The organism is Streptomyces sp. NPDC101191 (assembly GCF_044767915.1).
In the GTDB taxonomy this organism is placed as follows: domain Bacteria; phylum Actinomycetota; class Actinomycetes; order Streptomycetales; family Streptomycetaceae; genus Streptomyces.
In genome coordinates this window covers 138,550-155,235 of the sequence record NZ_JBIWOU010000003.1, presented here as the reverse complement: position 1 = coordinate 155,235, position 16,686 = coordinate 138,550, and the positions used below count along the sequence as shown (strand labels likewise).

13 protein-coding genes are annotated in these 16,686 nt (G+C 71.3%); 5 read left to right on the top strand and 8 right to left on the bottom strand.

The annotated features are described in order from the left end of the window. Positions 1-207: 207 nt before the first annotated feature. From nth to ACIRQF_RS13855, 3 genes are all read left to right on the top strand, one after another. A complete protein-coding gene (gene nth, locus ACIRQF_RS13865) occupies positions 208-1,281 on the top strand; it encodes an endonuclease III (RefSeq protein ID WP_404092837.1) in 1,074 nt (357 codons plus the stop codon). Positions 1,282-1,475: 194 nt separating this feature from the next. Continuing rightward, positions 1,476-2,174 (top strand): NUDIX hydrolase, encoded by a 699-nt coding sequence (locus ACIRQF_RS13860; RefSeq protein ID WP_376626720.1) that lies wholly within the window; start codon positions 1,476-1,478, stop codon positions 2,172-2,174. A gap of 47 nt (positions 2,175-2,221) precedes the next feature. After that, complete coding sequence (locus ACIRQF_RS13855; RefSeq protein ID WP_376626718.1) at positions 2,222-3,421, top strand: MarP family serine protease; 1,200 nt, start codon at positions 2,222-2,224, stop codon at positions 3,419-3,421. Between the two features lie 87 nt (positions 3,422-3,508). On the opposite strand, the gene ACIRQF_RS13850 is transcribed toward ACIRQF_RS13855, so the two are convergent. The 6 genes from ACIRQF_RS13850 to ACIRQF_RS13825 form a co-directional block, all read right to left on the bottom strand. Further along, positions 3,509-3,697: a hypothetical protein gene (locus ACIRQF_RS13850; protein WP_376626717.1), complete on the bottom strand. Its 189-nt coding sequence runs from the start codon at positions 3,695-3,697 to the stop codon at positions 3,509-3,511. Positions 3,698-3,853: 156 nt separating this feature from the next. After that, positions 3,854-4,801 (bottom strand): alpha/beta fold hydrolase, encoded by a 948-nt coding sequence (locus tag ACIRQF_RS13845; RefSeq protein ID WP_376626715.1) that lies wholly within the window; start codon positions 4,799-4,801, stop codon positions 3,854-3,856. After that, a complete protein-coding gene (locus ACIRQF_RS13840) occupies positions 4,798-5,292 on the bottom strand; it encodes a phage holin family protein (protein WP_376626713.1) in 495 nt (164 codons plus the stop codon). Before ACIRQF_RS13840 ends, ACIRQF_RS13845 begins: the two co-directional genes overlap by 4 nt. 37 nt (positions 5,293-5,329) lie before the next feature. Then, on the bottom strand, positions 5,330-6,733 hold the full coding sequence (gene nhaA, locus ACIRQF_RS13835) for a Na+/H+ antiporter NhaA (RefSeq protein WP_404092016.1): 1,404 nt from the start codon (positions 6,731-6,733) through the stop codon (positions 5,330-5,332). A gap of 256 nt (positions 6,734-6,989) precedes the next feature. Next, positions 6,990-8,945: an acetate--CoA ligase gene (gene acs / locus ACIRQF_RS13830; protein WP_389750858.1), complete on the bottom strand. Its 1,956-nt coding sequence runs from the start codon at positions 8,943-8,945 to the stop codon at positions 6,990-6,992. Between the two features lie 193 nt (positions 8,946-9,138). Beyond that, positions 9,139-11,571, bottom strand: coding sequence for a bifunctional SulP family inorganic anion transporter/carbonic anhydrase (locus tag ACIRQF_RS13825; RefSeq protein WP_404092012.1), 2,433 nt, complete (start codon positions 11,569-11,571; stop codon positions 9,139-9,141). Positions 11,572-11,836: 265 nt separating this feature from the next. Between ACIRQF_RS13825 and ACIRQF_RS13820 the strand changes: the two genes are divergently transcribed. Continuing rightward, the gene (locus ACIRQF_RS13820; RefSeq protein ID WP_382477074.1) at positions 11,837-13,135 is read left to right on the top strand and encodes a hypothetical protein; all 1,299 of its coding nucleotides are present in this window, start codon (positions 11,837-11,839) and stop codon (positions 13,133-13,135) included. 46 nt (positions 13,136-13,181) lie between these two features. On the opposite strand, the gene ACIRQF_RS13815 is transcribed toward ACIRQF_RS13820, so the two are convergent. Continuing rightward, positions 13,182-14,168, bottom strand: a complete 987-nt coding sequence (locus ACIRQF_RS13815) for an ATP-binding protein (protein WP_404092010.1) — start codon at positions 14,166-14,168, stop codon at positions 13,182-13,184. A 102-nt stretch (positions 14,169-14,270) separates the two neighbouring features. Here ACIRQF_RS13815 and ACIRQF_RS13810 point away from each other — a divergent pair, with 102 nt between their 5' ends. Then, on the top strand, positions 14,271-15,089 hold the full coding sequence (locus ACIRQF_RS13810) for an oxidoreductase (RefSeq protein ID WP_376626701.1): 819 nt from the start codon (positions 14,271-14,273) through the stop codon (positions 15,087-15,089). Between the two features lie 341 nt (positions 15,090-15,430). On the opposite strand, the gene ACIRQF_RS13805 is transcribed toward ACIRQF_RS13810, so the two are convergent. Further along, on the bottom strand, positions 15,431-16,285 hold the full coding sequence (locus ACIRQF_RS13805) for an HAD family hydrolase (RefSeq protein WP_376626699.1): 855 nt from the start codon (positions 16,283-16,285) through the stop codon (positions 15,431-15,433). Positions 16,286-16,686 lie beyond the last annotated feature (401 nt).

The window sequence follows — 16,686 nt, the reverse complement described above, 5'->3', positions numbered from 1 at the left end:
GGCCCGATTGGGTCGCGATCCGGTGCGTGCGGGGCGGATGTCGGTGTCGGCCCCTAGGCTGGCCGGGTGTCCAACTCGCCGGTGAGAGCACAGGCCAAGGGGGCTGGAAGAGTGCGGGACGAGGGTAATTCCGCCGTGGGCGAACACGGCGTGTCGAAACAGACGAAGGCGACGAAACGCGCACCGTCGAAGCGTTCCGGGGCGAAGGTGACACCTCCGGAGAAGTCCGCGACCGCGCCCCGGGGGGCCGGGGCGCCGAAGACCGGGGAGACGGCCGAGTCGGCGAAGGCGGCCGGCGGCGCCAAGGCTCGCGGTGGGTCCAAGGCGGCTGGTGGGACCGAGGCGGCTGGTGGTGGGTCCAAGGCGGCCGCTGGGTCTAAGGCGGCCGGTGGGTCCAAGGCAGCCGGCGGCACCAAGGCTCGCGGTGGGTCCAAGGCGGCCGGTCGGGGGAAGGCGGCGGAGCCCGCGGCGAAGGCCGCCGGGACCGCCGGGGCCGGCGCCAAGGCCGCCAGGCCCGAGTCGCACCTCGGCATGGTCCGGCGTGCCCGCAAGATCAACCGGGAGCTGGCCGAGGTCTACCCGTACGCCCATCCGGAGCTCGACTTCCGCAATCCCTTCGAGCTCCTGGTCGCCACGGTCCTCTCCGCCCAGACCACCGACCTGCGGGTCAACCAGACCACCCCCGCGCTGTTCGCGAAGTACCCGACGCCCGAGGACCTGGCCGCGGCCGTTCCCGAGGAAGTCGAGGAGCTCATTCGGCCGACCGGGTTCTTCCGCGCCAAGACCAAGTCGATCATGGGCCTGGCCACCGCCCTGCGGGACGACTTCGGAGGCGAGGTCCCCGGCCGCCTGGAGGACCTGGTCAAGCTGCCCGGCGTGGGCCGCAAGACCGCCTTCGTCGTCCTGGGCAACGCCTTCGGCGTGCCCGGCATCACCGTCGACACGCACTTCATGCGGCTCGCCCGGCGCTGGAAGTGGACCGAGTCCGACGACCCGGTGAAGATCGAGGCCGAGGTCGCCGCGATCTTCCCCAAGAGCGACTGGACCATGCTCTCGCACCGGGTGATCTTCCACGGGCGCCGCATCTGCCACGCCCGCAAGCCCGCCTGCGGCGCCTGCCCGATCACCCACCTCTGCCCCGCGTACGGGGAGGGCGAGACGGACCCGGAGAAGGCCAGGAAGCTCCTGAAGTACGAGAAGGGCGGCTTCCCCGGCCAGCGGCTCAACCCGCCCCCGGACTACCCCGGCCGCCCGGCGCCCCCGCTGGGAGCGGAGGCGTGAGCCCGCACCCGGCTTTCCGGGGCCCAGGGGTCCGGGCCCTCGGCTCCCGAGGCCGTGGGTCCCGGGGGCACGGGTCCGGAGATCACGGGTCCCGAAGCGCCGGCTCCCGGGGCCACGGCTCACGTAGCCACGGCTCACGCGGCCCGGGGGAACGAACCCGCATGTCGATCGCGTTGTGAACCACGGGGGTGCCTATGACGCGCACTGGTGAAGAGATCCACGGAACGGGCGGCCTGCTCGACCGCGAGGGCCTGCCCGAGTGGCTGGCGCCGGTCGACCGGGCGGCCCGCACGGTGGCGCCCGAGCAGCTGAGCCGCTTCCTGCCGCCCGCGGACGGGGCGGGCCGGCAGTCCGCCGTGCTCATCCTGTTCGGAGAGGGCCCGCGCGGCCCGGAGCTGCTGCTCATGGAGCGCTCCGGCAGCCTCCGCTCGCACGCCGGGCAGCCCTCCTTCCCCGGCGGCGCCCTGGACCCCGAGGACGGCGACCCTGCCGAGGGCGGGCTGCTGCGCGCCGCGCTGCGTGAGGCCCGGGAGGAGACCGGGCTCGACCCGGCCGGCGTCCAGCTCTTCGGCGTGCTGCCCAGGCTCTACATCCCGGTGAGCCGCTTCGTCGTCACCCCCGTCCTGGGCTGGTGGCGCGAGCCCAGCGCCGTCGGCGTCGTCGATCCCGCCGAGACCGCCCGGGTCTTCACCGTCCCCGTGGCGGATCTCACGGATCCCCGGAACCGTGCGACCTCGGTCCATCCCAGTGGCCACGAGGGCCCCGCATTCCTGGTCGAATCGGCTCTGGTCTGGGGTTTCACGGCCGGAGTGATCGACCGGATCCTGCATTTCGCGGGTTGGGAGCGCCCCTGGGACCGGTCCAAGCAGGTCCCGCTCGACTGGCGGTCATGACAGGCTGACCCCGGGGCGACCGAGACGAATCTGCGAGGCTATTGACGGTGAACGTGCTGGACATCCTGTTGCTGCTCGCCGCCGTGTGGTTCGCGATCATCGGTTACCGCCAGGGCTTCGTGGTCGGCATCCTCTCGGTGATCGGGTTCCTCGGCGGCGGTCTCGTCGCCGTCCTGCTGCTGCCGGTCATCTGGAACCAGCTGACCGACCACAGCGAGGTCACCACCACGGCGACGGTGGTCTTCGTGATGGTGGTGATCATCTGTGCCTCCGTCGGCCAGGCCTTCACCACCCACCTCGGCAACAGGCTTCGCCGCCACATCACGTGGTCGCCGGCCCGCGCGCTCGACGCCACCGGCGGCGCCCTGGTCAACGTGGTCGCCATGCTCCTCGTCGCGTGGCTGATCGGTTCCGCACTGGCCCGCACGGCGATGCCCACCGTCGGCAAGGAGGTCCGCAGCTCCAAGGTGTTGCTCGGCATCTCCCAGGTGATGCCGGATCAGGCACCGAGCTGGTTCGACGACTTCACCAACGCGCTCGCGCAGAACGGCTTCCCCCAGGTCTTCAGCCCCTTCGCCAACGAGCCCATCACCGCCGTCCGGCCCCCCGACCCTGCCCTCTCCGGCAGCCCGGTGGCCGACCGCGCCCAGCGTTCCATCGTGAAGGTCGTCGGCACCGCCCCGAGCTGCGGCAAGGTCCTGGAAGGCACCGGCTTCGTCTTCGCCGACCGCCGGGTCATGACGAACGCGCACGTCGTCGGCGGGGTCGACGAGCCGACCGTGCAGATAGGCGGCGAGGGCAAGCTCTACGACGCCAAGGTCGTGCTCTACGACTGGAAGCGCGACATCGCCGTCCTCGACGTGCCCGATCTGGACGCCGAGCCGCTCCAGTTCACCGACGAGGACGCCCGCAGCGGCGACGACGCCATCGTGGCCGGGTTCCCGGAGAACGGCTCGTACGACGTCCGCTCGGCGCGCGTCCGCGGCCGGATCGCCGCCAACGGCCCCGACATCTACCACCGCGGCGAGGTGCGCAGGGACGTGTACTCGCTGTACGCGACGGTCCGTCAGGGCAACTCCGGCGGCCCGCTGCTCACCGCGGACGGCAAGGTGTCCGGCGTGATCTTCGCCCGCTCCCTGGACGACGCCAACACCGGCTACGCGCTGACGGCCGACGAGATCCGGGACGACATCTCCCGGGGCCGCGCCGCCAACCAGCAGGTCGACAGCCAGGGCTGCGCACTGTAGGGAACCCGGGCCCGGCCCCCGGCCGATCAGGGCCGGGACGCCCCGGCTGCGGTCGCAGAGGGGCCTCGGGCCTGGGGCCTCCGGCGGCTACGTGCGGGTGTGACGCAGCCGGGCGGACACCCAGCGGGCCCGGCGGCGGAGGATCCGTGAGATCCCCACGTCCCGCGCGGGATGCGGGTAGCCCTGGTCGTGGGTGCTCCCCCGCTCCGGGGAGCCCGGGCCGCCGATCGAGCGGCGGTCGTGTGCCGTGTCACCGTAGTCGTGCGTCCAGCCCATACCCGGACGTCTGCCCGGGCCCCAAGGTCGGTAACCGCCCGGGGGGCCGCCAATTGGCGTATGCGCGAGGCACATGGCAGTTCGACGCACGCCCGTGCGGCGGCCCGCGCGTCAGCCGTGCGGCGGCCGTGTGGTCGCCGCACGGCGTCCCGCGTGTCAGCGGTCCGGCTCGGGGTCCTTCAGCCAGTTGACGAGCTCCGTGGTGAAGGCGACGGGGTCCTCCTCGTGGGGGAAGTGCCCCAGCCCGTCGAAGAGCCGCCAGCGGTACGGAGCCTCCACGTACTGCCCGGAGCCCGCGGCGCTGCGGGTCCGCATCACCGGGTCGAGCGAGCCGTGCAGATGCAGTGTGGGCACCCGCACCGGCCGCTTCATGCGCCGGTTGAACTGGATGCCGTCCGGACGCGCCAGCGACCGCACCATCCAGCGGTACGGCTCGATCGAGCAGTGCGCGGTCGACGGGATGCACATGGCCCGCCGGTAGACGGCGAGGGCCTCGTCGTCGGCGGCCGACCGGGGGTGCGGCCCCGACCAGTCCTGGATCAGCCGGCCCACCAGTTCCGCCTCGTCCGCGACGAGCTGACGCTCCGGCAGCCATGGGCGCTGGAAGCCCCACACGTACGAGCCGGCCCGCGACTGGGAGAAGTCGGAGAGCATCGCCGAACGCCAGCGGCGCGGGTGAGGCATGGAGGACACCACGAGCCGGCGCACCAGCTTGGGCCGCATCACGGCCGCCGTCCACGCCAGGTAGCCACCCAGGTCGTGGCCGACCAGCGCAGCGTCCGGCTCGCCGAGCGAGCGGATCACGCCGGTGATGTCGAGCGCCAGGTTGGCCGGGTCGTAACCGCGCGGCGTGCGGTCGCTGCCGCCCACCCCCCGCAGGTCCATGGCCACGGCCCGGAAGCCGGCCTCGGCGAGGGCGGGCAGCTGGTGCCGCCAGGTCCACCAGAACTGCGGGAAGCCGTGCAGCAGCAGCACCAGCGGTCCGTCGCCCATCTCGGCGATGTGGAAGCGGGCACCGTTGGCCGCCACGTCGCGGTGGGTCCACGGTCCGTCGATGCGGATCGGGCTCGCGCCGTTGGCGCCGCTGCTCTCAGGGACGGTCATGCAGACGAGCGTCCCACAGAAGCGGCCTTGTCCAGGGCGACCGGGGTCGCGTCGGGCACCGGGCGCGGGTGCGGCTTGACGTTCTGCATGATCGCGGCCGTCTGCTTGGCGGAGGCGATCGACCTCTCCGGCTTCTTCAGCTTGCGGAACTTCGCGTAGGCGAGCAGGCCGAACAGCCCGGCGATCAGCACGTTCGCCGCGAAGGACAGCAGGAAGCACCAGACCAGGTTCCAGCCGCCGTTGCCGTTGTGGCCGCCGGTCCACGTGTTGATGGCGTAGGCGAGCGCGAAGCTCAGCATCGGCAGCGAGAACAGCAGCACCACGCCGGCGGCGATGCCGGCGGCGCTGCCGATCGCCCCGCGCTTCACGTCCTGGCGGATCTCGGCCTTCGCCAAGGCGATCTCGTCGTGCACCAGCGCGGACATCTCGGCGGTCGCCGAGGCGACCAGCTGGCCGAGGCTGCGCTCGGTTCCGTCGAACGGGTCGCTCATCCCTGCTCCCTCTTCTGCTGTACGGTCCGACCTCAGATCATGCCGGACGGTCGGCCTCCTCGCGCGATGCCCCCGCCAGTCGGGCGCGCTCACGGTGTTCGGCGGCCTTCCGTTCGTGGATCGCGGCCATCCTCAGGTGGTACTCCGGATTGTCCTCCTCGTAGATGTCCGGAATGCCGTCCTGGTCATCGTCACGCTCCTCCTCGACCACCAGGGCCTGGTACTTGCGGACCCGCAGCTTCAGCAGCACCGAGGCGATGACCGCGGCTATGAGGGACCCGACCAGGACGGAGGCCTTCACCTCGTCGGTGAGGGACGCGTCGCCCACGAAGGCGAGCTCGCCGATGAGCAGCGACACCGTGAAGCCGATGCCGGCGAGCGAGGCGACGGCGAAGACGTCAGGCCAGGCCAGGTCGGAGTTGAGCGAGGCCCGGGTGAAGCGGGCGGTGAGCCAGGTGCCGCCGAAGATGCCGACCGCCTTGCCGACCACCAGTCCGAGCACCACGCCGAGGGTGACGGGCTGGGTGAAGACGTCGGCGATGGCGCCGCCGGAGACGGCGACACCGGCCGAGAACAGGGCGAACAGCGGCACGGCCAGCCCCGCGGAGACCGGGCGGACCAGGTGCTCGATGTGCTCGCCGGGGGACTGCTCCTCGCCTTCCCGGGTGGTGCAGCGCAGCATCAGGCCCATGGCGACGCCGGCGATGGTCGCGTGGACGCCGCTGTTGTACATCAGGCCCCAGATGACCAGGGCGAGCGGCACGTACACGTACCAGCCGCGGACGTTCATGCGCAGCAGGAGCCAGAAGACGGCGAGACCGGCGAAGGCGCCGCCGAGGGCGGCGAAGTCGATGTCGCTGGTGAAGAAGATCGCGATGATGAGGATCGCGAAGAGGTCGTCGACGACGGCGAGCGTGAGCAGGAAGGCCCGCAGCGCCGAGGGCAGCGAGGTGCCGATCACGGCGAGGACGGCGAGCGCGAAGGCGATGTCGGTGGCGGTGGGCACGGCCCAGCCGTCCAGGCTGCCGCTGCCGAAGACGTTCACCAGCGTGTAGACGAGTGCGGGCACGGCCATGCCGCATATCGCGGCGATGACGGGCAGGGCGGCGGCCTTCGGGTCGCGCAGCTCGCCCGCGACGAGCTCCCGCTTGAGCTCGATGCCGGCGACGAAGAAGAAGATCGCGAGCAGTCCGTCGGCGGCCCAGTGCTGGATCGACAGGTCGAGCCCGAGGGCGGCCGGGCCGATGTGGAAGTCCTGCACCGTGTGGTAGCTGTCCTTGAAGGGCGCGTTGGCCCAGACGAGCGCGACGACGGCGGCGATCAGGAGCAGCACGCCACCGACGGTCTCGGCGCGCAGCGCGTCGGCGATGTACCGGCGCTCGGGCAGCGAGAGCCGACCCAGGAACTTGCGGTCGGTGGGGGTGGGTGCGGTCGCGGGCACGAGGACCTCCGGTCGGTGGGCAGCACAGAGCACATGCCGACCAGACTTCCCGGCGCACCTAGGTCTTCTTGTCGCGTCACTGACGCGATCCTTACTTTACCTAAAGATGCTCGGTGGCGTCCGGTGATCTTCACTTTAGGTGCAGGGGCGGACACCGGCACCCCCTGTGGACAACGGCCTGTGGACAACCGCGGAGCCCACGCGGAAGCGCCCGCCCCCGGGTCCGGGGACGGGCGCCTGAGGGCGTGCGGGGGCCTCAGTCCTCGCTGGAGGCGGCCGGCAGCTTGGTCTGGATGAGGTCCATGACCGAGGAGTCCGTCAGCGTGGTGACGTCGCCCAGCTCGCGGTTCTCGGCGACGTCGCGCAGCAGGCGCCGCATGATCTTGCCGGAGCGGGTCTTGGGCAGCTCGGCCACCGGCAGGATCCGCTTCGGCTTGGCGATCGGGCCGAGCGTCGCGCCGACGTGGTTGCGCAGCTCGGCGACGAGCCCCTCGTCCTCGCTGGCCGTGCCGCGCAGGATCACGAAGGCGACGATCGCCTGGCCGGTGGTCTCGTCGGCGGCGCCGACGACGGCCGCCTCGGCGACGGACGGGTGGGACACCAGCGCGGACTCGACCTCGGTGGTGGAGATGTTGTGGCCCGAGACGAGCATGACGTCGTCGACCCGGCCCAGCAGCCAGATGTCGCCGTCGTCGTCCTTCTTGGCGCCGTCGCCCGCGAAGTAGGTGCCCTCGAAGCGCGACCAGTAGGTGTCGATGAAGCGCTGGTCGTCGCCCCAGATGGTACGGAGCATCGACGGCCACGGCTCGGTGAGGACCAGGTAGCCGCCGCCCCCGTTCGCCACCTCGTTCGCCTCGTCGTCGACGACGGTGGCGGAGATGCCGGGCAGCGGGCTCTGCGCGGAGCCGGGCTTGGTCTCGGTGACGCCGGGCAGCGGCGAGATCATCATCGCGCCGGTCTCGGTCTGCCACCAGGTGTCCACGATCGGGCACTTGTCGGCACCGATGTGCTTGCGGTACCAGATCCAGGCCTCGGGGTTGATCGGCTCGCCGACGGAGCCGAGGACGCGCAGCGACGACAGGTCGAACTTGGCGGGGATGTCGTCGCCCCACTTCATGAACGTGCGGATCGCGGTCGGCGCCGTGTAGAGGATGGTGACGCCGTACTTCTGCACGATCTCCCAGAACCGGCCCTGGTGCGGGGTGTCCGGGGTGCCCTCGTACATGACCTGGGTCGCGCCGTTCGCCAGCGGCCCGTAGACGATGTACGAGTGGCCGGTCACCCAGCCGATGTCGGCGGTGCACCAGTAGACGTCGGTCTCCGGCTTGAGGTCGAAGACGGCGTGGTGGGTGTACGCGGTCTGCGTGAGGTAGCCGCCGGAGGTGTGCAGGATGCCCTTCGGCTTACCGGTGGTGCCGGAGGTGTAGAGGATGAAGAGCGGGTGCTCCGCCTCGAAGGCCTCCGGGGTGTGCTCCGCGGACTGGCGGGCGACGATGTCGTCCCACCAGACGTCGCGGCCCTCGGTGAAGGCGGTGTCCTGGCCGGTACGGCGGACCACGAGGACGTGCTCGACCTGCGGGCAGCGGGACACGGCCTCGTCGATGGCCGGCTTGAGCGCGGACGGCTTGCCGCGGCGGTAGCCGCCGTCGGCGGTGACGACCAGCTTGGCGTCGGCGTCCTGGATGCGGGAGGCGACGGCGTCGGCCGAGAAGCCGCCGAAGACCACGGAGTGGGCGGCGCCGATGCGGGCACAGGCCAGCATCGTGACGGCCGCCTCGGGGATCATCGGCAGGTAGACGGCGACCCGGTCGCCCTTGCGGACGCCCAGCTCGATCAGGGCGTTCGCGGCCCGGGAGACCTCGTCCTTGAGCTCGGCGTAGGTGAGGGAGCGGCTGTCGCCGGGCTCGCCCTCGAAGTGGATGGCGACCCGGTCACCGTTTCCGGCCTCGACGTGCCGGTCGACGCAGTTGTACGCGACGTTCAGCTCGCCGTCGGCGAACCACTTGGCGAAGGGCGGGTTCGACCAGTCGAGGGTCTCGGTCGGCTCGGTGGCCCAGGTGAGCCGCTTGGCCTGCTCGGCCCAGAAACCCAGCCTGTCCGCCTTGGCCTGCTCGTACGCCTCCGCCGTCACGTTGGCGTCCGCGGCCAGCTCGGCCGGCGGCGCGAAGCGGCGTTCTTCCTTGAGCAGATTGGCCAAGGATTCGTTGCTCACGACATCTCCCTTTCCCAGGGCGTCCTATGTGCCTGTGTGTCCCGTGTCATAGCTCATCAGGCGGATGCCCGGGTGACAAGAGCCTCCGGGTAATTGGTTTAGACCTGTGAGGCCATGCGAGGGTGGCCGCCGCCCCCCGAGCGGAAGGGGGCGGCGGCCACACACACTGACACGGACGAACGGAAGGGGAGGTTCAGGACGCGCGGGCGATCTCCAGAGCCTCCGCCCCGGGCGCCGTCCGCCCCGAGGAGGGCGGCACATGGTTGAAGACGTCGTCGTAGCTGTGCACCTCGTCCGTGCCGGCCAGCAGATAGGCCTGCGCCTCGCCCACGTGGAAGTACATCCCGTGCAGGGTCAGCGTGCCCTCGGCGAGCCGCCGCGCCACCGACTCGTACGCCCGCAGGTGATCCAGCTGCTGCACGACGTTGGTCAGGCACAGCTGCTCGACCGCGTCCGCCGGCAGCCGCCCGGAGATCCTGGCCCACGCGTGCCGGCGGCTGGCCATCCGCGTCAGGCTCGGTCGGCCGTGCCGCAACCAGCGCCGCAGCGGGGTGGACGGGTCGTCGGGGCCGCTGTTCAGCAGCGCCTGCATCGCGCCGCAGCCCGAGTGGCCGCAGATCGTGATCGACTCGACCCGCAGCACCTCCACCGCGTACTCGATCGCGGCCGCCACCGAGTCGTCCCCACTCTCCTCGCCGGGCAGCGGCACCAGATTGCCCACATTCCGCACGGTGAACAGGTCGCCCGGGCCGCTCGACGTGATCATGCTGGTGACCAGCCGGGAGTCGGCGCAGGTCAGGAAGAGCTGCGAAGGCCGCTGCCCCTCCCGAGCGAGCCGGGCCAGCTCCTCCCGCACGAGCGGTGCCGTGTCCCGCTGGAAGGCGCCGATGCCGCTGGCCAGCCGGTGCCGGGTGGCGCCCGCTTCGTCGGCGCCCTCGATTCCGTCCGGGCTGCGCGGCGGCTTCTGTTCCCCGCACTGGTGGTTGCGCCACGGTGTCCACGGACCGCAGCAGGAGTGCCGACCGGCCGTCCCGGCTGCGTCGCCGGAGCCGTCCGTCGCCGTGACGGCATGGCCGGAGTCGGGGATCCGGCCGCCGGAGGGCCCGGTCGTCTCCACCGTGCCGCCGCGGGACAGATGGGCGGTCTGCCAGTCGTGCAGCGTCTCGTACGCCGCGTGGTCCATGAAGGAGCCGTCCAGCTCCACCACCACGTCGGCGCCGGCCGGGATCTGGTGCAGGGCCCGGCTCAGCCGCGGCACCGCGAGGAAGGTCAACTGGCCGCGGATGTGCACCAGCTGCCGGCCGTCCCTCTCCTCCCGGGTGATCCGGGTACGGGTCAGGCGGTTCAGCGCGACGCCGACCGCAACGGCGATCCCGAGGGCCACGCCCTCCAGGATGCCGACGAACACCACACCCGCCAGCGTCACCACGTACACCAGGACTTCACGATGACGGGTGACCGTGCGGATGTGCGTGATGCTGACCATCTGGATGCCGACGACCATGACGAGGGCGGCCAGCGCGGACAGCGGGATGAGGTCGAGGAGCGGCACGAGGAGCAGGGCCGCGAGCACGATCCACACGCCGTGCAGTATCGACGAGTTGCGGCTCACGGCCCCCGCGGAGACGTTCGCGACGCTGCGCACCGCGACCCCGGCCACCGGAAGGCCGCCGAGGGCGCCGGACACCACGTTCGCCGCGCCCTGGCCCGCGAGTTCGCGGTCGAGCCGGGAGCGGGGCGTGGCGGCCGTGCCGGTGTCGGCGGCGCGCTTCGCCACCAGCTTGTCGACGGCGACGGCGGACAGCAGCGACTGCACGCTGGTGACCAGCGTGATGGTGAGGACCCCGGCCGCGATCCCGAGGAACGGCCCCTCCGGGAGTCCGGGCAGCGCGTGGCTGCTCCACGAGGGCAGGTCGACCCGCGGCACGGCGAGTCCGGTGAGCGCCGCGACGGCCGTGGCGGCGGCCACCGCGACGAGCGCGGCGGGCACCGTGCGCAGCAGGCGTCCCGTACCTCCGGGCAGCCGGGGCCAGAGCAGCAGCAGGCCGACGGTGAGGGCACTCACGACGAGCGCGGCGGCGGAGGTGTGCGCCAACTGGGCGGGCAGGCCGAGCGCGTTGTCGACGGCGGAGCTCTGGGGGGTTCCGCCCAGCACGATGTGCAGCTGGGCGAGGGCGATGGTGACGCCGATGCCCGCGAGCATGCCGTGCACGATCGCGGGGGAGACGACGAGCGCGGAGCGGGCCACCCGCAGGGCCGCCAGCCCGATCTGGGCGAGTCCGGCGAGGACGGTGATGGCGCAGGTGGTGCGCCAGCCGTAGCGCTGGATCAGCTCGGCGGTCACCACGGTCAGTCCGGCGGCCGGGCCGCTGACCTGGAGCGGGGAGCCGCCGAGGCGCCCGGCGACGATGCCGCCCACGGCGGCGGCCACCAGACCGGCCTGGAGCGGCGCGCCGGTGGCGAGGGCGATGCCGAGGGAGAGCGGCAGCGCGATCAGGAAGACGGCGACGGACGCGGAGAGGTCCGCGCCGGCGATGCGGAAGCGGCGGCGTGGGCCGTCCGGCGGGCTGTGGGGCCGCTGGAGGCGGGGCCGGGTGGTCGTGCGGTCGGGTGGGCAGAGGGTCATGTTCCCGTCTCCTCCGGGGCAGCGCGGTCGCGGCTCGTGCGGGGTGCAGCGGCGGGTACATCGGGCGTGCCGAGCAACGCTCGGTAAATGGATGGTAATGGAGAGTAAAGAGTCCGGCATTAATTTCAGGGCAAATGGGGCAAGAATTCACCGCTTCCGGTGACAGAACGTAGCCACACCGCTTGTCGTTGACGTCCCCTGGCCGTCCTGGTGCGACGTTGACGCAGCTTGTAGGGAAATCCGAGAAGCAGAGGAGAGGTGGGCGATGTCAGCCGCCGGGAGAAGGACCACTGTCCACAGGAGGACGCTCGCCGTCGGCGCCCTCGCCATCGCCCTGACGTCCGGCCTCGCCGGCTGCTCGGGTTCGGGCGGCTCGGGCCCGGTGGCCGCGAAGGGTGCCGCGGCCGGTGCCAAGAAGCCGCCGGCCGCCGCCCCGCAGAACGCGGTGCGCCTGATCGGCGACGGTTCCACCGCCTTCACCGGCGCCCAGCCCCACCAGCCGGTCTGGCAGAAGCTGGCGCCGGGTCAGCAGCCGCCGCAGTTCGTGGTGTTCTCCTGGGACGGCGCGGGCGAGGACAGCCAGAGGCTCTTCTCCCACTTCCGTACGGTCGGCAAGCGCTACGGCGCGACGATGACCTACTTCCTCAGCGGCGTGTACCTCCTGCCGGAGGACAAGCGCGACCTCTACGACCCGCCGCAGCACTCCGCGGGCCGCTCCGACATCGGCTTCAACGACGTCAAGGGCATCCGTGACACCGTGCGCGAACTGCGCGGCGCGTGGGAGGAGGGCAACGAGATCGGCACCCACTTCAACGGGCACTTCTGCGGCAAGGACGGGGGAGTGGGCACCTGGTCGGTCGACGAGTGGAAGAGCGAGATCAACCAGGCCAAGTCCTTCGTCAAGAACTGGAAGACCAACGCCGGCCTGAAGGGCGAGAAGCCGCTCCCGTTCGACTACGAGAAGGAGCTGGTCGGCGCCCGCACGCCGTGTCTGGAGGGCCGCACGAACTTCGTCCGGGCGGCCTCGCAGATGGGCTTCCGCTACGACACCAGCGGCGTCAACGACCAGATCTGGCCCAAGAAGGACGCAGGGCTGTGGGACCTGTCGATGCAGCTCGTCCCGGTGCCGGGCCGCGCCTTCCAGACGCTCTCGATGGACTACAACTTCCTGGTCAACCAGTCCGGCACGACCAAGGGTGACCCGTCGATGCACCAGTACTGGGGCAACCAGATGCGAGACGGCCTCGTGCAGGCCTTCGAGCGCTCCTACCGGGGCAACCGCGCGCCGCTGATCATCGGCAACCACTTCGAGTCCTGGAACGGCGGCACGTACATGCGCGCCGTCGAGGAGACGATCGCCACGGTCTGCGTGCAGAAGGACGTCAAGTGCGTCTCCTTCCGCCAGCTCGCCGACTGGCTCGACGCCCAGGATCCGGCTGTCATCGCCAAGCTGCGCACCCTGAAGGTGGGCGAGGCCCCGCCGGCCGGCTGGAAGTCCTTCCTGACCCCGCAGCCGGCCGTCCCGGCCGGTGCCGCGGCGGCCGAGCCGACCGCCCACCACTGATCCGCCGGCCCGGCGGGCCCCAGCCGAGCCGACGGGCCGACGGCCGTCAGCTCGGCTGGGGAACGACGAGCCGCTCGTCCAGCACGAACCCGGGGTCGACCTGCGCCGCCAGGTCGGCCCCCGTCTTCGCGTTCCCCCAGCTCTCCGCGTTCTTCAGGTGGAAGTGGACCATCTGGCGGGTGTAGCGCTCCCAGTCGCGGTGGGCGTACGAGTCGTCCGCCGCGTTCTGCAGGGACTGGAGGGCCATGCGGTTGGTGGCCTCCAGGAGCTCGAAGCGGGGCGGGCGGCCCTTCTCCATGGCGCGGACCCAGTCGGAGTGGCCGACCGTCACGAGCAGGTCGTCGCCGACCTCGTCGCGCAGGAAGCCGACGTCGTCCAGGCCCTGCACCTTGTTCCCCACGACCTTCAGGGCGACCCCGAAGTCCCGCGCGTACTCCTTGTACTGGCGGTAGACGGACACGCCCTTGCGGGTCGGTTCGGCCACCAGGAAGGTCATGTCGAAGCGGGTGAACAGGCCGGACGCGAAGGAGTCGGAGCCGGCCGTCATGTCGACGACCACGTACTCGTCCGGCCCGTCCACCAGGTGGTTGAGGCAGAGCTCCACCGCGCCGACCTTCGAGTGGTAACAGGCCACGCCGAGGTCCGACTCCGTGAAGGGGCCCGTGGCCATCAGCCGGACCTCGCCGTCGTCGAGCGGCACGGGCCGGGCGCAGGCCTCGTAGACCGGGTTGTCCTCGCGGACCCGGAGCAGCCGCGAACCCTCCCCGGGCGGCGTCGTCTTGATCATCGTGTCTCCGGAGGCGATCCGCGGATTGGAGCCCCGCAGGTACTCCTTGATCAACGGCAGGTGCGCACCCATCGCGGGCAGCGCGCCCGCGTCCTCGTCGGAGAGGCCGAGTGCCGCTCCGAGGTGCTGGTTGATGTCGGCGTCGACCGCGACGACCGGGGCTTCGGCGGCGGCGAGGTGTCGGATGAAGAGCGAGGACAGCGTCGTCTTTCCGCTGCCGCCCTTCCCCACGAAAGCGATCTTCATGTTCACCTAGCGTAGCGGCATGCTAGCGCCGCGTGGTCAAGGTGCGTGAAGAAGACCACTCCAAGGTGGGCCCCGGGCCCCGGGCGCGTAGCCTCCCTACTTATGAGTACGCACGCCTCTGACCCCCTGGCCGCCCTCGGCTCCCTGCCGGGCGTCGCCGACTCGGTGGACTCCGTACGCAAGGCCGTCGACCGGGTCTACGGCCACCGCGTGATGCGCCGCCGCAGCAACGAGATCACCTCCGAGGCGGCGCTCCGCGGGGCGCGCGCCTCGGCCGCGCTCTCGGGCGCCGACTGGGCCCTGGAAGAGGTCCGCCGGCGTACCGACTTCAGCGCGGACGCGGAGGCCCGCACCGTCGGCGCGGCCCTGCGGCTGAGCGCCGAGTGCGGTCAGCTGCTCTCCATCTGGCGCCAGTCGCCGCTGCGGGTGCTCGCCCGGCTGCACCTGGTCGCCGAGGGCGAGCCGCGCGACGCGACGGGCCGACCGCGCCACGCGGGCGAGCCGGTGGACGAGCCGCTGGTCGAGGCGCCGCTGCCCGACCCCGGGGAGGTCTCCGGCCGGCTCGACGGACTCGCGGACCTGATCATCGCGGGCAGCGACGCCCCGGCCCTGGTCACGGCCGCCGTCGTGCACGGCGAACTGCTCGCCCTGCGGCCCTTCACCTCGCACAACGGTCTGATCGCGCGCGCCGCCGAGCGGATCGTGCTGATCGGCAGCGGGCTCGACCCGAAGGCGATCTGCCCGGCCGAGGTCGGACACGCGGAGCTGGGCCGGGCGGCCTACCTGGCCGCCTTCGAGGGCTATCTGTCCGGGACTCCGGAAGGCATGGGCGCCTGGATCGCGCACTGCGGGCGCGCGGTGGAGCTGGGCGTCCGGGAGTCGACGGCCGTGTGCGAGGCGCTGCAGCGCGGCGCCGCCTGAACGAGCCCCGACATGGGTTGCGGCGGTACCAGACTTCGGTACCGCCGCTGGCACGTCTACCCAGTTACCAAGCGTCCTCGATATGTGCCCATCAGGCGGGGTTACTTTGCCCTGCGCCTGGTGCGGCTGGCCCTTAATCGAAGGGTCGACGTCGCGTGGGTGCCGGGTTTCTGTGCATCAGGTCCGTGGGGCCGTACTGCTCAACAGGTGATCCTCTCGGATGTCCCAGGTCTCGCGGGCCTGATTCCTTTCTACTCCTGTCGGGATGGAAGCGAAAGTCCTGAATCCGCTTCTTTGCCTTCACCCCAAATCCAGGCAAAGCGATCGGCAAGAGCGGTGGCTCACGCGGTCCGCGCGGCCCGTGTCAGCGCCGCCTGTCTGCGGCGACTGGCGTACCAGACGAGCCCCGCCGTGGCCGCCGCCGCTCCCACGGCCGCCGCGGCGACGAGGGCGGGCCGGGGCGGCATCCGGAACTCCGGCAGGCGCTGCTTGAGCCGGACCGGCCGGTCGAAGGCGAGGATCGGCCAGTCCCGGCCGGCCGCCTCGCGGCGCAGGGCCCGGTCGGGGTTCACGGCGTACGGGTGGCCCACGGCCTCCAGCATCGGCAGATCGGTCGCCGAGTCGCTGTAGGCGTAGCAGCGCGAGAGGTCGTACCCCTCGGACTCGGCGAGCTCACGGACCGCCTCCGCCTTGGTGGGTCCGTAGGCGTAGTACTCCACCTCGCCCGTGAAGCAGCCGTCCTCGCCGACCACCATGCGGGTGGCGACCACCCGGTCGGCGCCGAGCATCTCGCCGATCGGCTCGACCACCTCGGCCCCGGAGGTCGAGACGATCACGACGTCCCGTCCGGCGGCGTGGTGGCCCTCGATGAGCGAGGCCGCCTCGTCGTAGATGATCGGGTCGATCAGGTCGTGCAGGGTCTCCGCGACGAGCTCCTTGACCTGTGCCACGTTCCAGCCTTTGCAGAGCGCGGAAAGATATTCGCGCATCCGCTCCATCTGGTCGTGATCGGCTCCGCCGACCAGGAACACGAACTGGATGTAGGCCGTCCGCAACGCGGCACGGCGACTGATCAGCCCGCCCCGGTAGAAGGACTTGCTGAAGGTCAGCGTCGAGGACTTCGCAATGACCGTCTTGTCCAGGTCAAAGAAGGCGGCTGCGCGCGGCATCGAGTGGTTTTCCACGTGCCCGAGCATAGGTGCCCGCCATTCGGCGTACGCTGGGGCGCGTGGGTTTGCCTGAGAAGGCTCTCGGGTACACCATGGAAGTCACGGATCGTTCGCGACCGTGCTAACCCGGACCGGCTCCTCCCCCCCCGAGTCGGCCGGAGAGACGACCCCCGCTCTCCCCCCCGGCGGGGGTCGTCGCATGTCCGGACCCGTTTTGGTCCATGTTTCCACCATCTCCGCCCCTCCTCCCGGCCCGCACGCCGGTGACGCCCGGACGGCCGCGAGAGCCCTCGATTCGTCACTCGGCGTAGTCGACGGACTGCTCTCCGGGCAGTACCGGTTCGGGTGGCGAAGTTATTCACAAGCGCGGGGTTATCCACAGTTTTTGAGCAAGATCCACAAGATTTCCGAGATGGCTGCACGGTGAT

What these genes read in the sequence shown, in the direction of transcription:
- ACIRQF_RS13860 (WP_376626720.1), top strand. Translation starts at nt 1,476, where the DNA reads ATGACGCGCACTGGTGAAGAGATCCACGGAACGGGCGGCCTGCTCGAC.
- ACIRQF_RS13850 (WP_376626717.1), bottom strand. Translation starts at nt 3,697, where the DNA reads ATGGGCTGGACGCACGACTACGGTGACACGGCACACGACCGCCGCTCG.
- ACIRQF_RS13845 (WP_376626715.1), bottom strand. Translation starts at nt 4,801, where the DNA reads ATGACCGTCCCTGAGAGCAGCGGCGCCAACGGCGCGAGCCCGATCCGC.
- ACIRQF_RS13840 (WP_376626713.1), bottom strand. Translation starts at nt 5,292, where the DNA reads ATGAGCGACCCGTTCGACGGAACCGAGCGCAGCCTCGGCCAGCTGGTC.
- ACIRQF_RS13825 (WP_404092012.1), bottom strand. Translation starts at nt 11,571, where the DNA reads ATGACCCTCTGCCCACCCGACCGCACGACCACCCGGCCCCGCCTCCAG.
- ACIRQF_RS13820 (WP_382477074.1), top strand. Translation starts at nt 11,837, where the DNA reads ATGTCAGCCGCCGGGAGAAGGACCACTGTCCACAGGAGGACGCTCGCC.
- ACIRQF_RS13815 (WP_404092010.1), bottom strand. Translation starts at nt 14,168, where the DNA reads ATGAAGATCGCTTTCGTGGGGAAGGGCGGCAGCGGAAAGACGACGCTG.
- ACIRQF_RS13810 (WP_376626701.1), top strand. Translation starts at nt 14,271, where the DNA reads ATGAGTACGCACGCCTCTGACCCCCTGGCCGCCCTCGGCTCCCTGCCG.
- ACIRQF_RS13805 (WP_376626699.1), bottom strand. Translation starts at nt 16,285, where the DNA reads ATGCTCGGGCACGTGGAAAACCACTCGATGCCGCGCGCAGCCGCCTTC.